The organism is Ezakiella peruensis (genome assembly GCF_900215725.1).
Taxonomy (GTDB): Bacteria; Bacillota; Clostridia; order Tissierellales; family Peptoniphilaceae; genus Ezakiella; species Ezakiella peruensis.
On the sequence record NZ_LT962470.1, the window covers coordinates 373,221 to 391,666 of the forward strand.

The window sequence follows — 18,446 nt, forward strand, 5'->3', positions numbered from 1 at the left end:
CTAGAATTCTTGGAAAAATAATATAGTATTAATAAAATTATGTATGAAAAAACTGGACTTATATAAGTCCAGTTTTTTGTTGGATAAAAATTACTTTAAACTAAAATTACTCTTAGCCTCTTCCATTTCCTTGGAAGCTTTTTCTTGAGCGTTCTTTAGAGCTTCTTCAATGCTCATTCCGCCTGTTGTAATTTGTTCAAAAGCTTCTTGCATAGCTGCGTGGATTGAATATCCTCCAAGTCCCTTTGGATCTTGGAAAGCAATTGGGAATTGATTGATAGCCACTTGTTTTGCTTTTCCTTCTCCCTTTAAATATTCTTGGAATTCTTCAGAATTTGCTGCAGCATTTGTTAGTGGTAGGTAGCCTGAGCCCTTGCCCCACATAATTTGTGTTTCTGGTTCATACCAGTATTTGATAAATTCAAAAGCAGCTTTTCTAACTTCTTCACTAACTGTGTTAAAGATTGTAATGTCTGTACCTGAGAAGCTAACAGCTTTTTTCTTGCCTTCAGGTAATTCTGCTACATTCCAGTTAACACCTGTGTCTTTGCAAGCTTCTGCCATATATGGTAGGTTAGATGAAGATGCAAAACCAATGAAAGCTTCTCCCCTTGACATAGGTCCTGTAATGTGTTTATCTTCAACTGCAACTTGTGCAAGTCCATCTTTTACTAAGCCAGTTACAAATTCATATGCTTCTTTATTTTCTGGTGTATCAATTGTAGGAACTTCTTTTTCTTCGTCATAGATGTGTCCACCAGCTTGTTCTGTCCAGAAGCTGAATTCAACACCGACTTCTTTATTAAATACGATACCTGTTTTACCATCTTTGGTGAGTTTTTCAGCAGCAGCTCTCAATTCATCCCATGTTGTAGGAACTTCAATGCCATTTTCTTTAAGAGCGTCTTCATTATAATACATCAAGAAGGCTGATTTGTTAAATGGTAGAGCATATCTTTTTCCATCCCATGTACCAAAATCTCTTAAACCTTGAGGAATGTCATCCCAAATTTCCTTTTTGAATCCAATATTTTCATCAGTAATATAATCATCTAATGGTTGTACCAAGTCATTTTTTACATATGCAGAGAGTCTATTGCCATAAATCATTGTTAGGGCTGGCAATTGATTAGCTTGTGCAGCTGCATTTAATTTTTCAAACAAGTCTTTATATCCGCCTTGGAATGTTGCATTGATAACTATATCATCTCTGCTTTCGTTGAATTTATTGATGATTTTTTCTAATGTTTCACCATTAGGGCCACTCATTGCGTGCCAAAATTCAACTTCAATTTTGTCTTTCTTTTCTTCTTTAGGTTGTTCTTCCTCTTTCTTTTCGACAGTATCTGCTTTTTCACTATCTGTCTTTGGTGCTTGTGCTTGGTCTTTTTTTGTGCAAGCTGATAGACTAAAAATCATTGCTAGAACAAACACGATTGATAAAAATTTAATTTTATTCATCTTTTCCTCCTTTATATATTTAATGACAATGTCATTAAAGCAAATTTAACCCTTTAGTCCCCCTCGACTAAAGCCCTGTATAATATAATTGTGACATAAAATATAAATCAAAATTATTGGTATAACAACAATAGAAGCATAGGCCATCAGTAAGTTATATTTGGTTCCGGCTTCTGTGACAAATGTTGTGAGTCCAACTGGCAAAGTCCTCTTGGTAGTTTCATTGACCATAAGGAGTGGCCACAAGAATTCGTTCCAGCTATTTATTATTCTCAAAAGCCCTATGGTTATAAGGGCTGGCTTTGAATATGGAACAAGGATTCTAAATAGGTAATCCATCTCAGAAGCTCCATCAATTTTCGAAGCCTTGTATAGCTCCTCGGGGACTTGCAAAAAGTATTGTCTTAATAAAAATATTGAAAAGGCACTTGCAATCCAAGGTAAATATAAAGCTGTCATTGTGTTTAGTAGCCCCAATTTTGATATGGTTACAAAATTAGGAGCGATAAGCACTTCACCAGGAACCATCATAGTGGCTACTATTATGGTAAATATAATGTCTTTGCCCTTAAATTCATATCTTGCAAATGCATAACTCGCAAATATTGTGGTGATTAGAGTACCCAATGTTACAAGCAAACTGATTAGAGCACTGTTTATAAAGTATCTAAAAATCGGAACCATTTTGACGACGTCGCTATAGTTTTCAAATCTAGGATTTTTTACAAAAAACTCTGGTGGCATTTGATATATATTTCCTGAACTTTTTACAGAAGTTATTAGCATCCAAACAAATGGAAGTAGGGTGAATATAGCCACCACTATTAAGATAATCCATATAAAAGCATTTAATATTTTTTTACTCATTATGCACTCCTTTAACTATAGTGGACATATTTTTTGGAAACTAAAAATTGAATCAAGGTCACCAACAAAACTATAGCAAACAACACCAGTGAAGCTGCTGCCGCTATTCCATAAGAAAACTTGTTCATCAAATTATCGTATATATAATAAACAATTGTCAAAGATGAATTTAAAGGTCCAGGTGATCTGCCAAATAAGGTGTATACTTCTTGGAAAACTTTAAATGTTCCTATAAGCGATGTTATAGATATAAATAAAACTGTGGGTGAAAGTAGGGGTAAGATTATTCTCTTGAATCTAACGAAAGCATTTGCCCCATCAACCTTAGCAGCTTTTAAATAAACATCGTCAATTTTCCTAAGGCCAGTCACAAAAATTAAAATGTTATAGCCTAGGGTCTTCCATATGCAAAATATTATAGTGGCATAGATAGAGTAATTAGGATCTAAGAGCCAAGCAATGGGCTCAATTCCAATTAATCCCAAAAAATAATTTAAAAGGCCAAACTTAGAATTAAATATCCATCTAAAAACTACAGCTACTGCAGCAGTACTGGTTATAAAAGGAATAAAATATACACCTCTTATAAAGTTTTTTATTTTTGTGTTTTCGTACAATAATGTTGATATAAAAATTGAAATTATAATTGATATTGGAACGACCCAGACAACTATCCTAGCTGTATTTTTTAATGATAATAAAAACAACTCATCATTAAACAAATTTACGAAATTATCAGTGCCCGTTTCAAAAACTATATGCTTAAAATAATTGTACTTAGTGTAAAAAGCCATCAATAAAACTTTTACAGTTGGATAAATACTAAACATAAAAATTATAGCCAAGGCTGGTAGCAGTAGGATATATGGTTTTATTTTCCTAATTAATTTCTTCATAAATCCTCTCACCTGTTTGATCAAATAACATTATTTTAGACGCAGGAACGTTTATATCAAAAAGTTTCCCTTCTATTTCCATGTCTCCTTTATCTAGATAAAACTCTACATCTAAGTCTTCATAACTTGCATATACTAAAATACTTCTACCAGTTATCTGATAGCTTTTTGCCCTAACGGAAATTAATGGATTATCTGTGTTAATCAATACATCTTCTGGTCTAAAGGCCAATGAACACTTTTGATCATTAATCTTTACTCTATAATTAGTTTTTTTCTGATCAATATAAATTATATTGTCTTTAACTTCGGCATCAAAAACATTTAAATTACCATCTCCAAAAAATTTAGCACTAATTAAATTCTTGGGATCATTGTATATTTGTAATGGCTCGCCAGTTTGAATAATATTTCCATCCGACATCAGTACAATCTCATCTGAGATTGACATAGCTTCCTCTTGGTCATGGGTGACAAATATAGTTGTTATATTTAATTGTTTTTGCAAATTTCTAATTTCCATTCTAGTTTCGGTCCGGAGCTTTTTGTCCAAGTTAGAAAACGGCTCGTCCATAAGTAACAAATCTGGCTTTTTTACAATAGCCCTTGCAATTGCAACCCTTTGTTGTTCACCGCCTGATAATTCAGATGGCTTGTTATTTATAAGATGCTTTATCTTTACAAGGTCTGCTGCTTCTTCAACCAAATCTTTTATTTCATTCTTTTTATACTTTTTCATTTTTAGTGGGAAAGCAATATTATCATAGACGCTCATGTGAGGATAGAGGGCATAATTTTGAAATATCATTCCGATGTTTCTTTTTTCAGTTTCTAAATTACTTACATCAATATCATCATAAAAAATTTTACCTGAACTTAAATCTTCAAGGCCAGCAATTAAATTAAGGGTTGTACTTTTACCACAACCACTTGAACCCAATATAGAAATAAGCTTACCATCTTCAAAGTCAACGCTGATGTTATTTACCGCTGTCTTTTCTCCAAATTTTTTTGTCACATTTTTTAAACTTACTTTCAAAATTCCCTCCTAAAAACCATTTGTAAAAAAATCTTAAAGTAAATTTTAGCACATCATTTTTTTAAAATCAAACGTAATTTTTTTCTGGTTTTATGCCTTAAAGCCAGTAATTTCAATGTATATAAGCACTCTATAAATTTTATCTATATCACAGCTCTTGTTATTAAATTTTTTAATAGTAAAAATTTTACCTTATCAAAGTGATATAATATATGTATAAATAAAAGGAGGTCTCATTATGAGCAATAGTAAAAAATTAACCTTTGCCGGTATTTCTATAGGTATCAACATCGTGCTTGGAACAATTGTAGGTTGGATGTCTATTCCTTTATTATTCCTTGATACTGTCGGCACAATCTTATCCGCTGTAGTCCTTGGCCCAGTTTATGGTATGGCTGTTGGCGGTATTACAAACGTTGTGCTTGGATTTATTTACAATCCAAAAGACATTCCATTCGCTTTAGTAAATATTGCTATAGGTTTGGTAGTTGGACTTATTGCCAAAAAATATAAATTTGATATTAAGACTGCAATTATAACTGGATTGATTTTGGCAGTTGTAGCTCCAGCAATAGGTACTCCAATTGCAATTTATGTTTATGGCGGTATTACAGGAGATTTTAACGACGTCTTCTTTACAGCTTTAAAAAATGCAGGCAAGGATATTTTTTCTTCAGCATTTATTCCTAGAATCACAAGCAATATAATTGATAAAGTAATATCATGTGTATTGGTTGCAATTTCTTACAAGAGATTAGAAGGGGTTATCAATGGACGCTAGATCAAAAAGAGTTGTCCTAGTCTCTCATTGTATCTTAAATCAAAACTCAGTTGTAGATAGCTTGGCCCGTGCTGAGGGAGCTTATAGGGGTGTTGTAGAAACAATTATGGATAATAATATTGGTATCCACCAACTTCCATGTCCTGAAATGATTCATCTAGGAATGGAAAGGCCATCAATGACCAGAGACCAATACGACACAGAAGATTATCACAGGCTTTGCCAAAAACTTGCCGATCAAACGATTGCAATAATTAATAACTATTTAAAAAATGATTATGAAATTGTAGGTTTAATTGGAATCAACCATAGCCCCACCTGCTCTATTAGATGTGGCGAAGGCGTTTTTATGGAAGAGCTGCTAAAAAAAATAAGAGATCTAGATTTAGATATACCAACCACTGATATATCAACATCCTATGTTGAAGGCAAAAATAACACAGAAGAAATCAATAAACTAAAAGAGTTTTTAAACAAATAATTTTAAATCTCTCCTGAAAAATTGCAGGAGAGATTTTTTAATTCAAAATTTTCCCAAACAAAAAACTGGATTTATTGAAATCCAGTTTTTTTTATATTTTTATGCAAATTTTGTAATGTCTGCGACATCGAGTCTGACTGATTCGTGGTGGTCGTAGTCGGATTCGCCTATGGCGAGGATCATGACTGGGACGTATCTTTCTGGGTCCAGGTCAAAGGCTGCAGCGAGTTTGTCTTCTTCAAAGCCTCCGATGGCGTTTGTGTCATAGCCGTGGGCGCGGGCGACCAGCATTAGTTGCATGGCCATTAGGCTAGAGTCAATCTTTACTACATCATTCATTTTTTGTTTTGAAAATGACTTGTAGGCTGGAACAAAAAAGTCCAGGGCTTGCTTTTTAATTTCTTCTGGCATGTAACCTTTTTCAACAGCCATGCTATAAATTTCATCTGCCTTTTCATAGCATTTCATATCTCCAAAGATCAAAATCATGGCAGCCGATGTGTCGTTTTGCCTTACGTTAAACTTGATTAGCGGGCGAAGTTTGTCCTTGCCTTCGTCTGATTCAACTATTACAAATCTCCATGGTTGTAAGTTTACTGATGATGGGGCCAGTGTTGCCTCTCTTAAAATTTCCATCATCTCTTCTCTATCAATCTTGGTGTCTTTAAATTCCTTTACCGAGTGCCTGTTAAATACTACGTCTTCAAAATTATTATTTTTCATATACACTTCCCTCCTGCCATCCTTATACCCCAAAGGGATGAAAATATATTTTTTCACAAAATAAATAATCAACTCTTAAGAATTCCTTAATAGTTCAAGAGAAAGCAAGTCTTAGGAAATTCCTAATAGTTGAAAAATCTTGTATTAAATATTTGTTCTTTAAATCAAAAAACAAAATTTCATTTAAGACAAAAAAGCCTAAAAAAAACAGTTATTAAGAAATACTTAATAAGTGAGATGCTGAAAAATTATGCAATTACAGATATAATAAATGCCCCCTTATTTCATCTTCGGATTTAAGGGGGCATTTACATTTCATTCGAAAAAAGAGGGAGAATGAATTTTTTTATATTTAAGGTGAATTATGCTTCTTTAATTACTACTTTATCCTCTTTTAAGGCCTTTGAGAAGGAGACCATTGCAAATACCATTACTATTGCAAATGGGAAGGCGGCAGCTATTGATGCTGTTTGTAATACTTTTAGTCCGCCTGCCAGCATTAATGCAAAAGCAAGTGCTGATTGGATTATGCCCCAGATAATTTTGGTTTGTACGTCTGGGTTTAGGTTTCCTTGTCTACTCATCATAGCCAAAACAAATGTTGCTGAGTCTGCTGATGTAACAAAGAATGTGCATAGGAGCACAACTGCTACACCAGATAAGATTTGTCCAAACATCAACTGACTATTCATAACGAATAGTGCGGTCTCTGTTGTCTTAACAGCTTCCATAGCAACTTCTGGTTCTAGGTTAATTGCTGTTGTACCGAAGATTGCGAACCAAATAAAGGATCCGAGTGCTGGAACTAGTGTTACGCCAGCTACAAATTCTCTGATGGTCCTGCCCTTGGAAATTCTAGCAATAAATACTCCTGTAAATGGTGCCCATGCTATCCACCATGCCCAGTAGAAGATTCTCCATCCACTTAGCCAGCCATTGTCCCCAAAGGCTGAGATTCTAAATGATTCTCCTACTAGGTTTTGAATGTATTGGCCGAGTCCATTTGTAAAAGCGTTTACAATCTTAAGTGATGGTCCAACTATAAAGGTTAATAGCATAAGTATCATAGCTATGGCAACATTTGTGTTGGATAGAATTTTAATTCCCTTATCAAGTCCAGATATTGCAGATGCCATAAACATACATGTTACTGATATAACTATAATCAGTGCGACTGTGTTGTTGATTGGAATTCCAAAGAGGTAATTCAAACCTGAATTGATTTGCAGGGTTCCAAGTCCTAGTGATGTGGCAACGCCGGCTACTGTTGCAAATATTGCAAGTATATCGATTGTTTTTCCAATAGGACCTCTTACTCTTTCTTCTCCAAGTAGTGGTATAAAGATTGAGGAGATAAGGCCTGGTTTGTTTCTCCTAAATTGCATGTAAGCGAGTGGGAGGGCGATAATTGTGTAGTTGGCCCATGGGTGTAGACCCCAATGTATAAACGAACTTAGTATTGCAAATTCCCCTGCTTCTATTGTCATGCCTGGCATGCCCATTGGATTTATATAGTGGTTGAGTGGCTCTGCTACTCCCCAGAACACAAGGCCTATGCCCATGCCTGCTGAGAATAACATAGCAAACCAAGATATATTTGAATATTCTGGTCTATCTGTGTCTTTACCTAGTCTAATATTTCCATATTTTCCTAGTCCTAAATAGGCTACATAAACTACAAATGAAAACATTATAATTAGATAAAGCCATCCAAAGTTGGTAGTTAAGAAATTAAATACATTGTCTGCAACAACACCAAAGGACTCGGGGCTTAATATGCCCCAGCCCGCTAGTAGTGCTACAACAATCAATGATATAATAAACACTTGATTGTCTTTTTTCATAATTATCCTCCTGTTTTGTTATTAAATCCTATTTTTATACGCTATAGACTGTTTGTTCTTGTGCGTCATCTGTAAGTGCATCTAGAGCAACTTCTACACGATGTTTTCTAAGTGCATGTTGAACTTCTATTGGCGTACTTGGATCTCCAAGAGGATAAGGGATTGAAATTGTAGGAACAATTTTGTTGGTGCCCACTGTCACAGCAACTGGAATCAAGTTGCACATTTGGACAATTGGCATACCCTTCTTTTCTATCTCTTTTACTATCGTTGCACCGCAACGTGTACAGGTGCCTCAGGTTGAAGTCATTATAACGCCGTCAACGCCATCTTCGATAAGTTTTTCGTACATTTCTCTGCCCATACGTGCAGCTTCTTTTTGTGTTGTACCTGTTCCTACTGTTGAGTAGAAATATTTATGAAGTGATCCGATTTTGCCTTCTTTTACAAATTCTTGCATTACGTCCCAAGGAACGATTAAGTTTGGATCATTGTCTGCAGCTTCTGGGTCAAAACCAGCGTGAATTGTTTTGTAAACTCCGCCTTCAAGTCTATCTAGATTGCCGCAGTCATATCTTCCCCAGCGAGTTGCTGATGCAGATTGAATTCTGTCTGGGTTGTCAACTGGAACAATACCGCCTGTAGTTAAGATTGCAATCTTAGCCTTTGATAGGTCTTTGATTGGTGGCGCTATTGGAACTGTATCTTTCTTTGGAATAATAAGTTCAGTTTGAAATTCTTCGCCATTTAATTTTTTGATTAGCATTTCAACGCCTCTGTCTGCAGCCATTTTTTCACCCTTAGGCCATACTTGGTGGCGGACTCCTCTTTCAAAGTAGCCTTCTTCTTCAGCTGATAAGAGTTCTTCGCCTGCAAAAATTTTGTTAGCATAGTCTGCCATTTTCTTTACATCTGCTGCCATTGATGCTGCTGAATGTCCACCTTTAAATACTGGCATGCTTGCCTTAAACATTTCAACTCCTGGGTTTTCAACATTCATCGAAGTTAAAACAGGAACATCATATTTTTCTTTAATTTTTTCTGAAATTGTACCGCAAGCTACACCATAACGACCTGCTTGAAAGGCTGGACCAGCAATAAACAAATCAAAATCGATTCCTTCAAGGCTATCCATAATTCTCTTTACAGCTTCGTCAGTGTTTGAACCCATAAAGTTGTCTCCGCAGATAATTGTGTGTGTAACTTCAGCGTCCTTCAAGAAATTGTTGAGGGCCATACCAGGTCCAACTACACCTTCTCTTAATTCCGGCTCAAAATCTGCCTTGTCTTCTCCGCCTACACCAGCGAAAAATTGGTTTATATAATGGATTACTTTTTTCATAATAACCTCCTAAAATTCCTTCATGGTCTTTGTTGACCATCCAGCAATTTGATCTCCGCAGAACATGGCGTTATTTTCCATAATGATTGATCCATCTTCTCTAACTGAAGGTCCAAGAATTTCATCTCCTGCCCAACCACCTGATAGGCCATCACGTGCAAGTGATTGTAATTCTCCGATAACTTCATCTGCTGGTTCTAACTCGATCAGCTCACTTACGTTACCTGTTGATACAAGTGCGTTTGCCTTTTCATCAAGGGTAACAAGTGGCTGGCTGGCACCGTCTCTGCCTGTACATTCGTTTGAAATACCAACTGTCTTTACTCCAACATCCTCAAGGGCTGCTAGGCATAAAATATAGTCAGCGTCTGGATTTCCGTAACCTTCTTCAGTTACAATTGCTCCATCAGCACCCAGGCTCTTTGCCATTTGAGCTACAAAGATTGATGAGCGAACTTTTTGCTCTAAGCTTACGTTTAAGTTACTCATAATTACGCCCAAGAAATTAATTGTCTTTCCATGTTCTCTGTAAAGTGATTTTATAATTGGGAAATTTTGGAAGTCGTATGTTGCCCATTTTGATGATGATGGCATAAAGCTTCCTGAAATCAAAGCTCCATCCAAAACTTCATTTGGATTCATAAAACTTGGAACGAAGTGGTTCATATCCCATCCATAAACTCTGTCATTATATCCCATTTCCTCCATTTGTGATTGGGGTTGCATGACTAGTACAACTGATGGAAGTTTTTGAGTTTTTTCATCTCTCTTAGTAATAGGATCTAATTCATAAACTTCTGTGTCTTCTGGTTGTAAATCTTTAACAGCTTGACCTAAATATTCTGCAAATTTATGAACTGCATCTCTAATTGCGCGATTTTTCTTTTGTTGTTCATATCTTTCAAATTCTTCATCTGTGTCGATGACCAAGCAAACGTTAATCAAGTTACCAAAGTAAGTATACTTTTGTCCTTCGCCCCACATATCGACAAGGCCATCACCAAATGAGCCCCAGTGTTTACCAACACCCATTACACTCATGTTTTTTAGGGCGTGCAATTCACCATCGCCACACATTCTCAGGTCTCCGGTTACACCTGGGAATACTGGCTTGCCATCTAGCCTTACCCTAGCCTCTGCTGCTTCCTTTATAGGAACGATTCTTTTTTTCTCTCCTGGCCTTGCGATTACAATGTCGCAATCTGTGATGTGTTCATCTTGACGGATGAAATCCAAGGCCTCTTTTTTGTTAAGAGTTAAAACGCCGTCTTTAAATACAAGTTCATCTCCAAAAACTACGTCCTTAACATAAAAGTTACCAATTTTTAGTTTCATATACAACCTCCTTGTTTTATAATTCCACTGCATTGTTTAAATAAACTTCAAACATGTTTGGTAATTTAAATATAGCATAAACGCGTTTGAAGTTCAAGGTATTTTAATGTATTAAATCATTTAATTATTTTATAATATTCATAGAATTTATTTATAACTTAAGATACAGATAATTTTTCAATTGATTCATCAGGATATATTTGTTATAATATTATTTAATAGTAACGAGGGGACAGATATGGCTAAAGAATATATTTCAAGAAAAGAACAGAGAATAATAACCATTAAAAAATGTATACTCGCCTGCGAAGAGGCTATGGTCGAAAAAGGATATTCACAAGCTAGTATTAGAGATGTGTCAAAGCTTGCTGGAATTAATCAAGCGACTTTTTATAATTATTTTGAAAATTTCGACCACCTTCGCTTTTTTGCGTCCATGCGCATGATCAAGGATTATTCACACGATCTTAAAATTTATTTAAATAAAGCCGAGACCAGTCTCGACTATTTTTTATTTATATGGGATTGCTTTTGCGACCACGCTTTTGAAAAACCAGAATTGTATTATTTTATTTTTTTAGCCAATAAGAAAAAATCCACTGAGTCATTAATTGAACAGTATTATAGATTATTTCCCGAAGAATTGGACTTAAATATGAACCAAAGAATATCCACAATGCTTATCCGCACTAACTTAACTGATAGGGCTATCATAAGCACAGACGGACTAGTCAAAGACGGACTTATAACCAAAGGCCAAGCGGTCGAACTAAATGACATGACCCTAGTAATATTTGAAGGCATGCTCTATCGGGCCTTAAACAATCTAATCGACTATGATAATGCTCGCAATTTAACCATGTCCTACATCTGCCGGGCAACCAAATCATTTTTACAAAAAGATGTAAAACACCCATTTTTTGATACTTATATATAAATTAAAATCTATTTTTAGACTTAATGAAAATTTTCCAGGCTTATGCCTGGTTTTTTTATTTTCATAAATATTTTTACAGAAAACTTTGAATATGTAAAATAAAAAAATAACTGGGCATCGTCTGCTCAGTCGCTTGTGTTTGAATATGGCTATTACTTTGTGAACATTAATAATAAGCTTAATCACATTTATATTTCATAAATTTTGTCGAATAGCTCTTTGCTTTTCTCATCTAGATTGTGGCTGACCATAATAATGGTTAGATTTTTATCTTTGAGTAAATTTTCTTCAATTAGCCTTCGGTTTTCCCTGTCTAGAGAACTTGTCCCCTCGTCTATTAAAATTATTTCCTTGCCATTTATCAGGCTTCTTGCAAGGGCAATCCTTTGTTTTTCTCCACCAGAAATGTTAGCACCGTTTTCTCCAACAAAGGTGTTTATGCCGTCAGTAAAGTTCTTAATGTCATTATACAAAGAGCTTTTTATAATAGCCTCATTAATTGCCTTGTCTGAAAAATCTCCGCCCATACAAATGTTTTCTTTTATAGTCGCATTAAAAAGATATACATCCTGGGAAATATAAGACATATTTGTGTCGAGTGCTCTTTGACGAATTATTCCATCATAAAGGACATCTCCGTCATAGTCTTTGATTATTCCCATAATAATCTTTAAAATAGTCGATTTCCCTCGTCCCGACTTGCCAACAATCGCATACTTGCCGTTCTTTTTAAAGTCCATATTTAAATTTTTTAAAATTTCTCTATCATCATAGGCGTAGGAAATATTTTTAAGCGCCAGTCTTTCATCAAATGTTTCTCTACAAGTTTTTTCAGCCTCACTTGATTCAAAAATATTAAAATAGGGTTTGGACTGCATGATGAGCATCTTTGCATTAGCAAGATTTGATAGGCCATTTGTCACTCCGCCTATAAGATTTGCCGCGCCTGCAAGGACTGCGACTCCAATTCTGCCGTATAGGGCCAGAATAACGACCAAGACTTCAGCCAAAATCTGCATGGAAACGCTCACAATTCCCATGGCACACTCCAAAATCTCCGTCATATAAGATTTTCTACACCTGGCTTCTTCGCTTATAGCACTTGCTTCCTTGCCTTTTTTAAAATACCATTTATCTGCCGATAGAATTTTTAAAATGTGTACACCATAAATAAGGTCTTTGAATTTCTTCATGGCCTCAGCTTGAGCCTGAAGATTTTCTTCTCCAATTTTTTCTATACGTTTTTCAAAAAATTTCGGTATAAACCACATTAAAAGACTTGAAAAAATAGCGAATAAGAACAAATAGAAGTCCAAATATAAAAGTGCCGCCAAGCTCCAAATAATCTGTGCTCCTCTACCAACTAAGTTAAATACACTTTGCCAGGCTAAATCTGAAATCTCATCAATGTTTTTTGTTATATAGGAAATGTATTCGGATCTTTTTTCTCCTTCGAAGTTTCTTGTATCTCCCTGGTATATAGCCTGGTAAAAATCATCTCTAAGGTCAGTATTCATTGCCTTTATCGCCCTTGCACGAAAGTATGACTCAAGCATGCAAATTAAAAAATATCCAAGCCATCCAGCAAAGGAAATTGTAATCCACTTCAAAAAGAGATGCAGGTCTAGCTTTATAGCTCCATCAAATGTTTTTATCGCAAAAAACTGGACTATGACCTGCATGCCCCACATCAAAATTTGCAGCAAAAAGACAATTAGTGTTTTTGTCTTGTTTTTATAAAGATACTTTCTAATACTATCCATAATCTCCCTTGTTATAACAAAATTCTCCTTAACCTACATAAAAACACTTTTTGTGAAGTAATTTTCGCTAATGTTTTTATGGTCGATGCTAATAACTGTCTTTGCTTCTAGGTAGTTCATGAGGTCATCAAAGATCTCGTAGAAGAGGCTTTCATCAAGGCCTGTACTTATTTCATCGAAGATATATAGCTGGCAATCCTTGTAAAGAGCTCTTGCTAAGAGCACTCTTGTTCGTTCACCACCCGATAAGGTGCTGGAATCAAAGCCGATCTTGTTTTCGGAATATTTTTCAAGGACTTCTTCTAGCCTACAGATTTTAATTATCTGATTTAGCTTGCCCTCGTCCACCTTGGATTTAAAAGTTATGTTGTCAATGATAGACATATTAAACAATTTATTTTCTTGAAAAACTGCTGACAAGGATATGGTCTGATTTTCCTTGCCGTCAACATATATCTTACCAGAGGTCGGCTTGTACATATTGGTAATTAGTTTTGCCAGACTAGATTTACCTGACCCAGTTCTTCCATTTATTTTTAATTTGTCGCCCTTATTTATGACCAAGTTAAAATCTTTTAAAATCTGATTGTGTCCGTAGTTTAAAGAAACATCTTTAAATTCAATGGTCTTAAAATCCTCGATTAAATTTACATCTTCCTTTTCTATTCTTTTGAAGGTCTCATCAATCCTCTTGACCGAATTTTTGAAGGCGGATATTTCCTTTTGATTTTCTATTATATTAAAAATTGGATCGGTAATCATCGATGCATACAAGATAATTGCGATCAATGCACCAACCGACAGACTGCCTTGACTAACGCGGAGGCCGCCAATCAAAATCAAAGTTGCCATAATTAAATTAAAGATCAAACTGACCAGGGCTTGAGAAATATTTTTTATATTTACGATTTTTTTATCCAAGGTATTTAACTCGTGATTTTCTTGGTGGAAGTCACTGGTAAAAACCTCTTCTTTGTTAAATAATTTAATGTCCCTAGCACCTATAATTATGTCAAAAAACTTATTTATAACATTTAGCCTTTGAATTTGGCTCCTCTCAGACGCCCTTTCGGATTTATTTAAAATCTTTTGAATAACAAGGGTTGAGATAGCAGAAATGGCAATCATTGCAAAGAGCATAATGTAGTCATATTTTATTATTATGATTGACCCGATGACAAAGCTTGATATTGAAAAGCCCAAATCAAAAACCAAGGGGATAAGCTTGTCATCAAGGGCTTTTAAATCGTCAATTATAACATTAAAAACATTTGAGTGGCCAGCTTTTTCCAAGAGACCAATCTTTGTGCTCAGGATATTTCCAACAATCTCGTCTCTTATTTCTCTATTAAGATTCAGTTCAAATTTTGAGCCAAAATTAACCAGTGCAATCTTAAAAATATTGACCAAAATATAGACCAGTGAATACAGGATTATGTATTTAATAAATTCACTTTGGTTGCCTATGGTTAAGTAGTCGATTACCTTTTGAATAAAGACCATGGGGAAAATGCTGAGGCTACCTACTATTATCCCTGTTATAAACAATAGCAAAATTTTAGAAAAATTCTTTTTATATTTTTCTCTAATCATAATTCGCTCCTATCGATTAGTGATCTGGCTCAAATATTTTATATCACTAATACTCATTTTATTATACCACAAAAAGCTTATCCTGTATAAGCTTTCAACTTGTACATTTCATCACAAAAAAAGACGATAGAGTTTAATTATCTATCATCTCTTGAGTTCCTATTTAATTATTTGGCTCGACAAACTGGATTTATCTTTTAACACTCTGTTCTATTTTTATAGAAGAGATAATTACATATATCAAAAGTCCAATTATGAATAAAATATTCAAATATTTTATTTTGTCGTTATTAAAAATAATGGATATTCCGAATAATATATATATAATACTAAGCAAACAAAAAGCAATCGCTGACTGCCTATAATGTGGCTTTTTATCCATTTTTTCTCGTCCTAATTTAGAATTCCAAATATATGCATTATTAAATAAAAATCCTTTCTCCTTAAATTGTCGTACAGAAATAACCGCACAAAGAGTTGCTAAAATAAAAAAAACTATCATAGTAATGTATTCTTCTTTATTCATTTAATCCCCCTCAAATTCTAATTTATCTAGTTATATTATATTACATTACATAGTCCCTCGCATGTGTAGACTCTTACAGTAAATATTACAATCTTGTTATCACTGTATTACTATTTATCTTAGCTTTACCCTTTTCGTGTAACATACTTTTCAATATCAAAAACATTTCTCTCATCATAATATTCAAATAACTTGTAATTCTTATGCTTTGTAATATCAAATTTATCAGACAAGAAATGTCTAACTACTCTTAGATAAAAATATACCAATTTTAATAATCTCCGTCTAAATAATCCTCAAGTTGATATTCTTTCCCATCAACTTCTATAAACCATGTGCTATAAGCATCTATATTTAAAGGATTATCATCAAAAACATGAGTTTTATAATACTTTGTATATATACTATACACGAGATTCTTTCTTGTGTCATTCTTATCTATTTTCCCATTATAAAAAGATATATATACAGTAGATACTTTTGTATCTTTTTCCCAATATTTGCTTGCAATTTCATCCATGTGATTGGTATTTATGAATGGTTTTAATTTATCTATTACTTTTTTTACATCATTAATTTTAAAATTTTCAGATGTAACAAAATTAATATATAAGGATGGTCTTAAAAATTTTATTTGAATCTCACCTATTTTTTTATTTGATGACATCTCTTCTTTAAACAAATGAAACTCTTCACTTTTAACATTTTTTTCTTTAGAACAAGAAGTTATAAATATCAACCCTATCATTAAAGTCACTATTATTAAGTTTTTCCTGTTTTTATTTTTCATTTAACCTAACTCCATCATTTACCATATAGATGACCTCCTTTCCGGGAAAAATAAAAAAGCGACCCAGACTTTTACATCTGAACAGTTAAAATTTTAATTCTATAGTTTTTTATTATTTTTAATTTTATTACTGTTGTGACGTACTTTATAAATTATGTGTCGCAAACTATTGTTTGCTTTTTAATGCCTTATTGATGGTTTCTTGAATAAAAGGACTACAGCATTTTCCCAAAGGATTGTTAATTTCGCACTTTGCATTTTTCATTGCCCCTGTAAGTCTAATAATATCTTTAATATTCTTTGCACCATCATCTAAAACAGCGTTTATAATTTGTTGCTCTGTAACTTGGTTGCAATAGCATATATATTTGGGATTTGCATCCTTTTTAAACCATATAGGAACTTTTACATCTTCCTTATAAAAAACTCTTTCATTGTTTAAGTTATAATACACGACATCACAATCTTCATTCATACATAAATAGTAAGTTTCTTCATCTACAACCTTTCCCATAAGGTTTTCTGATACCATATGCTTTACAGTTATATTCTTAACCTTTTCTCCTATTTTGTGACATTTGGGGCAATTTGCTTTTTCTTCCACTGTACCAGTGGTTTTTTGTATTGAACCTCAGCAAGATTGATTTATCTTATTTTCTTGACTCACTTTATTTCCTCCTTTCTGAATAAATATTATTACTATAGTTAATCAGGATATCTAATACCTCTTCCAATGTATCTACAATATATTCTCCCTGTCGGTATCTCCTTTTCTCTACTATAATTCGAACTTGATCCTTAGATTCAACCACATCTATTATTCTTTTAGGATATTGAACCCATTTCCCTATCTCCTGATATTCTTGATTCATAATAATAAATGTTGGTGTAATAATTTTTTCATTAGGCATAAACTTACTGTAACTATCTATATCTATTACTTTAAGTTTTATATTTTCATTGTTTTTTTCTAACCAATGAACTACAGGAATATTAATTATAGAATCAATACACCAGTTTTCTCCAATCGCAAGTATATTAAATTTGCTTGTTATACTATTAACCTTTTCAGTTCCATTTTGTATACCTCAATAATTCTGGCATTTTTTATAGCTCAGGCAAACTGATCATGGTAGGTTCACCTTTAGGGACTGAGATTCCTTGCGGAATGTCGTCGTTGACCATCAATTCTTTGCGAAATGGACGATGAGGTACATCAATCTTTTGGGCTTCTGTCGTATATGTGCAATCGTCACACTACATCCGAACAAGCGGTGTATTATTCCTAATTTAGAGTAAGTATATCACAGAACTCACTATATTAGAAGTGCCGAAAAAGTATCATCCATTTGAATCATCTGTAAAAGGCATAGAAATTCCCCATTTCCTCAGCCTAATTTTAACCGATATTTATTTCAAAATAGGTAGCAAAAACTTCAAAAGTACCAAACCTAAAAATACAGTTATTAACGCAATCACTGGGGAAATTATCTTATTTGGAAAATTCATTTTATTCAACAAGTGAATATCCAAAGAAAACACAAGCAAAAACAATATAAATGTAACTATATATAATGGATTGTGGAGAATAAGGAATTTATATGTAACATATTCAATACAGAAAAAAACAAATATTGAAATTAAGCATAAAAAAAGTAAATGTATGATTTTTTTCATGTTTCCTCCTCGATGATTTTTAAAAATTAGGGCAACAACATTTTTGCTCTTGCCCCATTTTTTTACTTTATGATTTTAAAGTTTAGTAGATATAAAGAATTAGATTTTTCTTGTCTGTACTTATGACATCTTGTTTAATAACAAAAAATTCTACATTATATTTATGAGCTGCTTCCTCTACTTGAGCTGCTTCCTCTTTCATCTTTTCATGATTCATTTCAGGCTGATAAAAAATTGTAATATTGGTAAATTATTGGCAAAATTATTAAGATTGGTTTAAAGTATAAAATGTTTTCCTTCTCTAATAATTATAACATAAATAGGTTTATTATAAAAATTAAACTGGGATTCATAACAAACCCCAGTTTCATAATTAGCGTGTTCTTTAATA

The 18,446-nt window shown here is 33.7% G+C and carries 18 protein-coding genes; 3 read left to right on the forward strand and 15 right to left on the reverse strand.

Annotated elements, in window-relative coordinates; all coding sequences use genetic code 11:
- Positions 1–90 precede the first annotated feature (90 nt).
- The 4 genes from CUU59_RS06725 to CUU59_RS06740 are packed head-to-tail and all read right to left on the reverse strand — an operon-like array spanning position 91 to position 4,263.
- Positions 91–1,461: an ABC transporter substrate-binding protein gene (locus CUU59_RS06725; protein ID WP_245870572.1), complete on the reverse strand. Its 1,371-nt coding sequence runs from the start codon at positions 1,459–1,461 to the stop codon at positions 91–93.
- 45 nt (positions 1,462–1,506) lie between these two features.
- Positions 1,507–2,328: a carbohydrate ABC transporter permease gene (locus tag CUU59_RS06730; protein WP_099951190.1), complete on the reverse strand. Its 822-nt coding sequence runs from the start codon at positions 2,326–2,328 to the stop codon at positions 1,507–1,509.
- 11 nt (positions 2,329–2,339) lie between these two features.
- Positions 2,340–3,224, reverse strand: a complete 885-nt coding sequence (locus tag CUU59_RS06735) for a carbohydrate ABC transporter permease (protein WP_099951191.1) — start codon at positions 3,222–3,224, stop codon at positions 2,340–2,342.
- The gene (locus tag CUU59_RS06740) at positions 3,208–4,263 is read right to left on the reverse strand and encodes an ABC transporter ATP-binding protein (protein WP_169922885.1); all 1,056 of its coding nucleotides are present in this window, start codon (positions 4,261–4,263) and stop codon (positions 3,208–3,210) included. The genes CUU59_RS06735 and CUU59_RS06740 overlap by 17 nt, the downstream gene beginning before the upstream one ends.
- A 238-nt stretch (positions 4,264–4,501) precedes the next feature.
- On the opposite strand from CUU59_RS06740, the gene CUU59_RS06745 reads away from it, so the two are divergent.
- Together CUU59_RS06745 and CUU59_RS06750 are read left to right on the forward strand one after the other, a co-directional pair.
- Positions 4,502–5,044, forward strand: a complete 543-nt coding sequence (locus CUU59_RS06745) for a CD3073 family putative ECF transporter S component (protein WP_099951193.1) — start codon at positions 4,502–4,504, stop codon at positions 5,042–5,044.
- A complete protein-coding gene (locus CUU59_RS06750; RefSeq protein ID WP_099951194.1) occupies positions 5,034–5,525 on the forward strand; it encodes a CD3072 family TudS-related putative desulfidase in 492 nt (163 codons plus the stop codon). Before CUU59_RS06745 ends, CUU59_RS06750 begins: the two co-directional genes overlap by 11 nt.
- Positions 5,526–5,624: 99 nt before the next feature.
- Here CUU59_RS06750 and CUU59_RS06755 read toward each other — a convergent pair whose 3' ends face one another.
- From CUU59_RS06755 to CUU59_RS06770, 4 genes are all read right to left on the reverse strand, one after another.
- Positions 5,625–6,287 (reverse strand): nitroreductase family protein, encoded by a 663-nt coding sequence (locus CUU59_RS06755; protein WP_099951219.1) that lies wholly within the window; start codon positions 6,285–6,287, stop codon positions 5,625–5,627.
- A gap of 323 nt (positions 6,288–6,610) precedes the next feature.
- On the reverse strand, positions 6,611–8,092 hold the full coding sequence (locus CUU59_RS06760; RefSeq protein ID WP_099951195.1) for a glycine betaine uptake BCCT transporter: 1,482 nt from the start codon (positions 8,090–8,092) through the stop codon (positions 6,611–6,613).
- A 34-nt stretch (positions 8,093–8,126) separates the two neighbouring features.
- Entirely contained in the window at positions 8,127–9,434 is a 1,308-nt protein-coding gene (grdH, locus tag CUU59_RS06765) for a betaine reductase selenoprotein B (RefSeq protein WP_099951196.1), read from the reverse strand.
- Between the two features lie 9 nt (positions 9,435–9,443).
- Positions 9,444–10,769, reverse strand: a complete 1,326-nt coding sequence (locus CUU59_RS06770) for a glycine/sarcosine/betaine reductase component B subunit (RefSeq protein ID WP_099951197.1) — start codon at positions 10,767–10,769, stop codon at positions 9,444–9,446.
- A 238-nt stretch (positions 10,770–11,007) separates the two neighbouring features.
- On the opposite strand from CUU59_RS06770, the gene CUU59_RS06775 reads away from it, so the two are divergent.
- Positions 11,008–11,706: a TetR/AcrR family transcriptional regulator gene (locus CUU59_RS06775; RefSeq protein WP_099951198.1), complete on the forward strand. Its 699-nt coding sequence runs from the start codon at positions 11,008–11,010 to the stop codon at positions 11,704–11,706.
- Positions 11,707–11,894: 188 nt separating this feature from the next.
- On the opposite strand, the gene CUU59_RS06780 is transcribed toward CUU59_RS06775, so the two are convergent.
- From CUU59_RS06780 to CUU59_RS08315, 7 genes are all read right to left on the reverse strand, one after another.
- Positions 11,895–13,469, reverse strand: a complete 1,575-nt coding sequence (locus CUU59_RS06780) for an ATP-binding cassette domain-containing protein (RefSeq protein ID WP_099951199.1) — start codon at positions 13,467–13,469, stop codon at positions 11,895–11,897.
- Positions 13,470–13,502: 33 nt separating this feature from the next.
- Positions 13,503–15,062, reverse strand: coding sequence for an ABC transporter transmembrane domain-containing protein (locus CUU59_RS06785; RefSeq protein WP_099951200.1), 1,560 nt, complete (start codon positions 15,060–15,062; stop codon positions 13,503–13,505).
- Between the two features lie 190 nt (positions 15,063–15,252).
- Positions 15,253–15,588, reverse strand: coding sequence for a DUF3784 domain-containing protein (locus tag CUU59_RS06790; protein WP_099951201.1), 336 nt, complete (start codon positions 15,586–15,588; stop codon positions 15,253–15,255).
- Between the two features lie 271 nt (positions 15,589–15,859).
- On the reverse strand, positions 15,860–16,378 hold the full coding sequence (locus CUU59_RS06800) for a hypothetical protein (RefSeq protein WP_099951202.1): 519 nt from the start codon (positions 16,376–16,378) through the stop codon (positions 15,860–15,862).
- 166 nt (positions 16,379–16,544) lie between these two features.
- Positions 16,545–17,027 (reverse strand): Csac_0668 family 2Fe-2S cluster-binding (seleno)protein, encoded by a 483-nt coding sequence (locus CUU59_RS06805; protein WP_169922887.1) that lies wholly within the window; start codon positions 17,025–17,027, stop codon positions 16,545–16,547.
- 19 nt (positions 17,028–17,046) lie between these two features.
- Complete coding sequence (locus tag CUU59_RS06810) at positions 17,047–17,463, reverse strand: thioredoxin family protein (RefSeq protein ID WP_281254439.1); 417 nt, start codon at positions 17,461–17,463, stop codon at positions 17,047–17,049.
- 674 nt (positions 17,464–18,137) lie between these two features.
- Entirely contained in the window at positions 18,138–18,272 is a 135-nt protein-coding gene (locus CUU59_RS08315; protein ID WP_281254438.1) for a hypothetical protein, read from the reverse strand.
- Positions 18,273–18,446 lie beyond the last annotated feature (174 nt).

Coding starts and splice junctions, on each gene's coding strand:
- CUU59_RS06725 (WP_245870572.1), bottom strand. CDS start 1,461: ATGAATAAAATTAAATTTTTATCAATCGTGTTTGTTCTAGCAATGATT.
- CUU59_RS06730 (WP_099951190.1), bottom strand. CDS start 2,328: ATGAGTAAAAAAATATTAAATGCTTTTATATGGATTATCTTAATAGTG.
- CUU59_RS06735 (WP_099951191.1), bottom strand. CDS start 3,224: ATGAAGAAATTAATTAGGAAAATAAAACCATATATCCTACTGCTACCA.
- CUU59_RS06745 (WP_099951193.1), top strand. CDS start 4,502: ATGAGCAATAGTAAAAAATTAACCTTTGCCGGTATTTCTATAGGTATC.
- CUU59_RS06750 (WP_099951194.1), top strand. CDS start 5,034: ATGGACGCTAGATCAAAAAGAGTTGTCCTAGTCTCTCATTGTATCTTA.
- CUU59_RS06760 (WP_099951195.1), bottom strand. CDS start 8,092: ATGAAAAAAGACAATCAAGTGTTTATTATATCATTGATTGTTGTAGCA.
- CUU59_RS06770 (WP_099951197.1), bottom strand. CDS start 10,769: ATGAAACTAAAAATTGGTAACTTTTATGTTAAGGACGTAGTTTTTGGA.
- CUU59_RS06775 (WP_099951198.1), top strand. CDS start 11,008: ATGGCTAAAGAATATATTTCAAGAAAAGAACAGAGAATAATAACCATT.
- CUU59_RS06780 (WP_099951199.1), bottom strand. CDS start 13,469: ATGGATAGTATTAGAAAGTATCTTTATAAAAACAAGACAAAAACACTA.
- CUU59_RS06785 (WP_099951200.1), bottom strand. CDS start 15,062: ATGATTAGAGAAAAATATAAAAAGAATTTTTCTAAAATTTTGCTATTG.
- CUU59_RS06790 (WP_099951201.1), bottom strand. CDS start 15,588: ATGAATAAAGAAGAATACATTACTATGATAGTTTTTTTTATTTTAGCA.
- CUU59_RS06800 (WP_099951202.1), bottom strand. CDS start 16,378: ATGAAAAATAAAAACAGGAAAAACTTAATAATAGTGACTTTAATGATA.
- CUU59_RS08315 (WP_281254438.1), bottom strand. CDS start 18,272: ATGAATCATGAAAAGATGAAAGAGGAAGCAGCTCAAGTAGAGGAAGCA.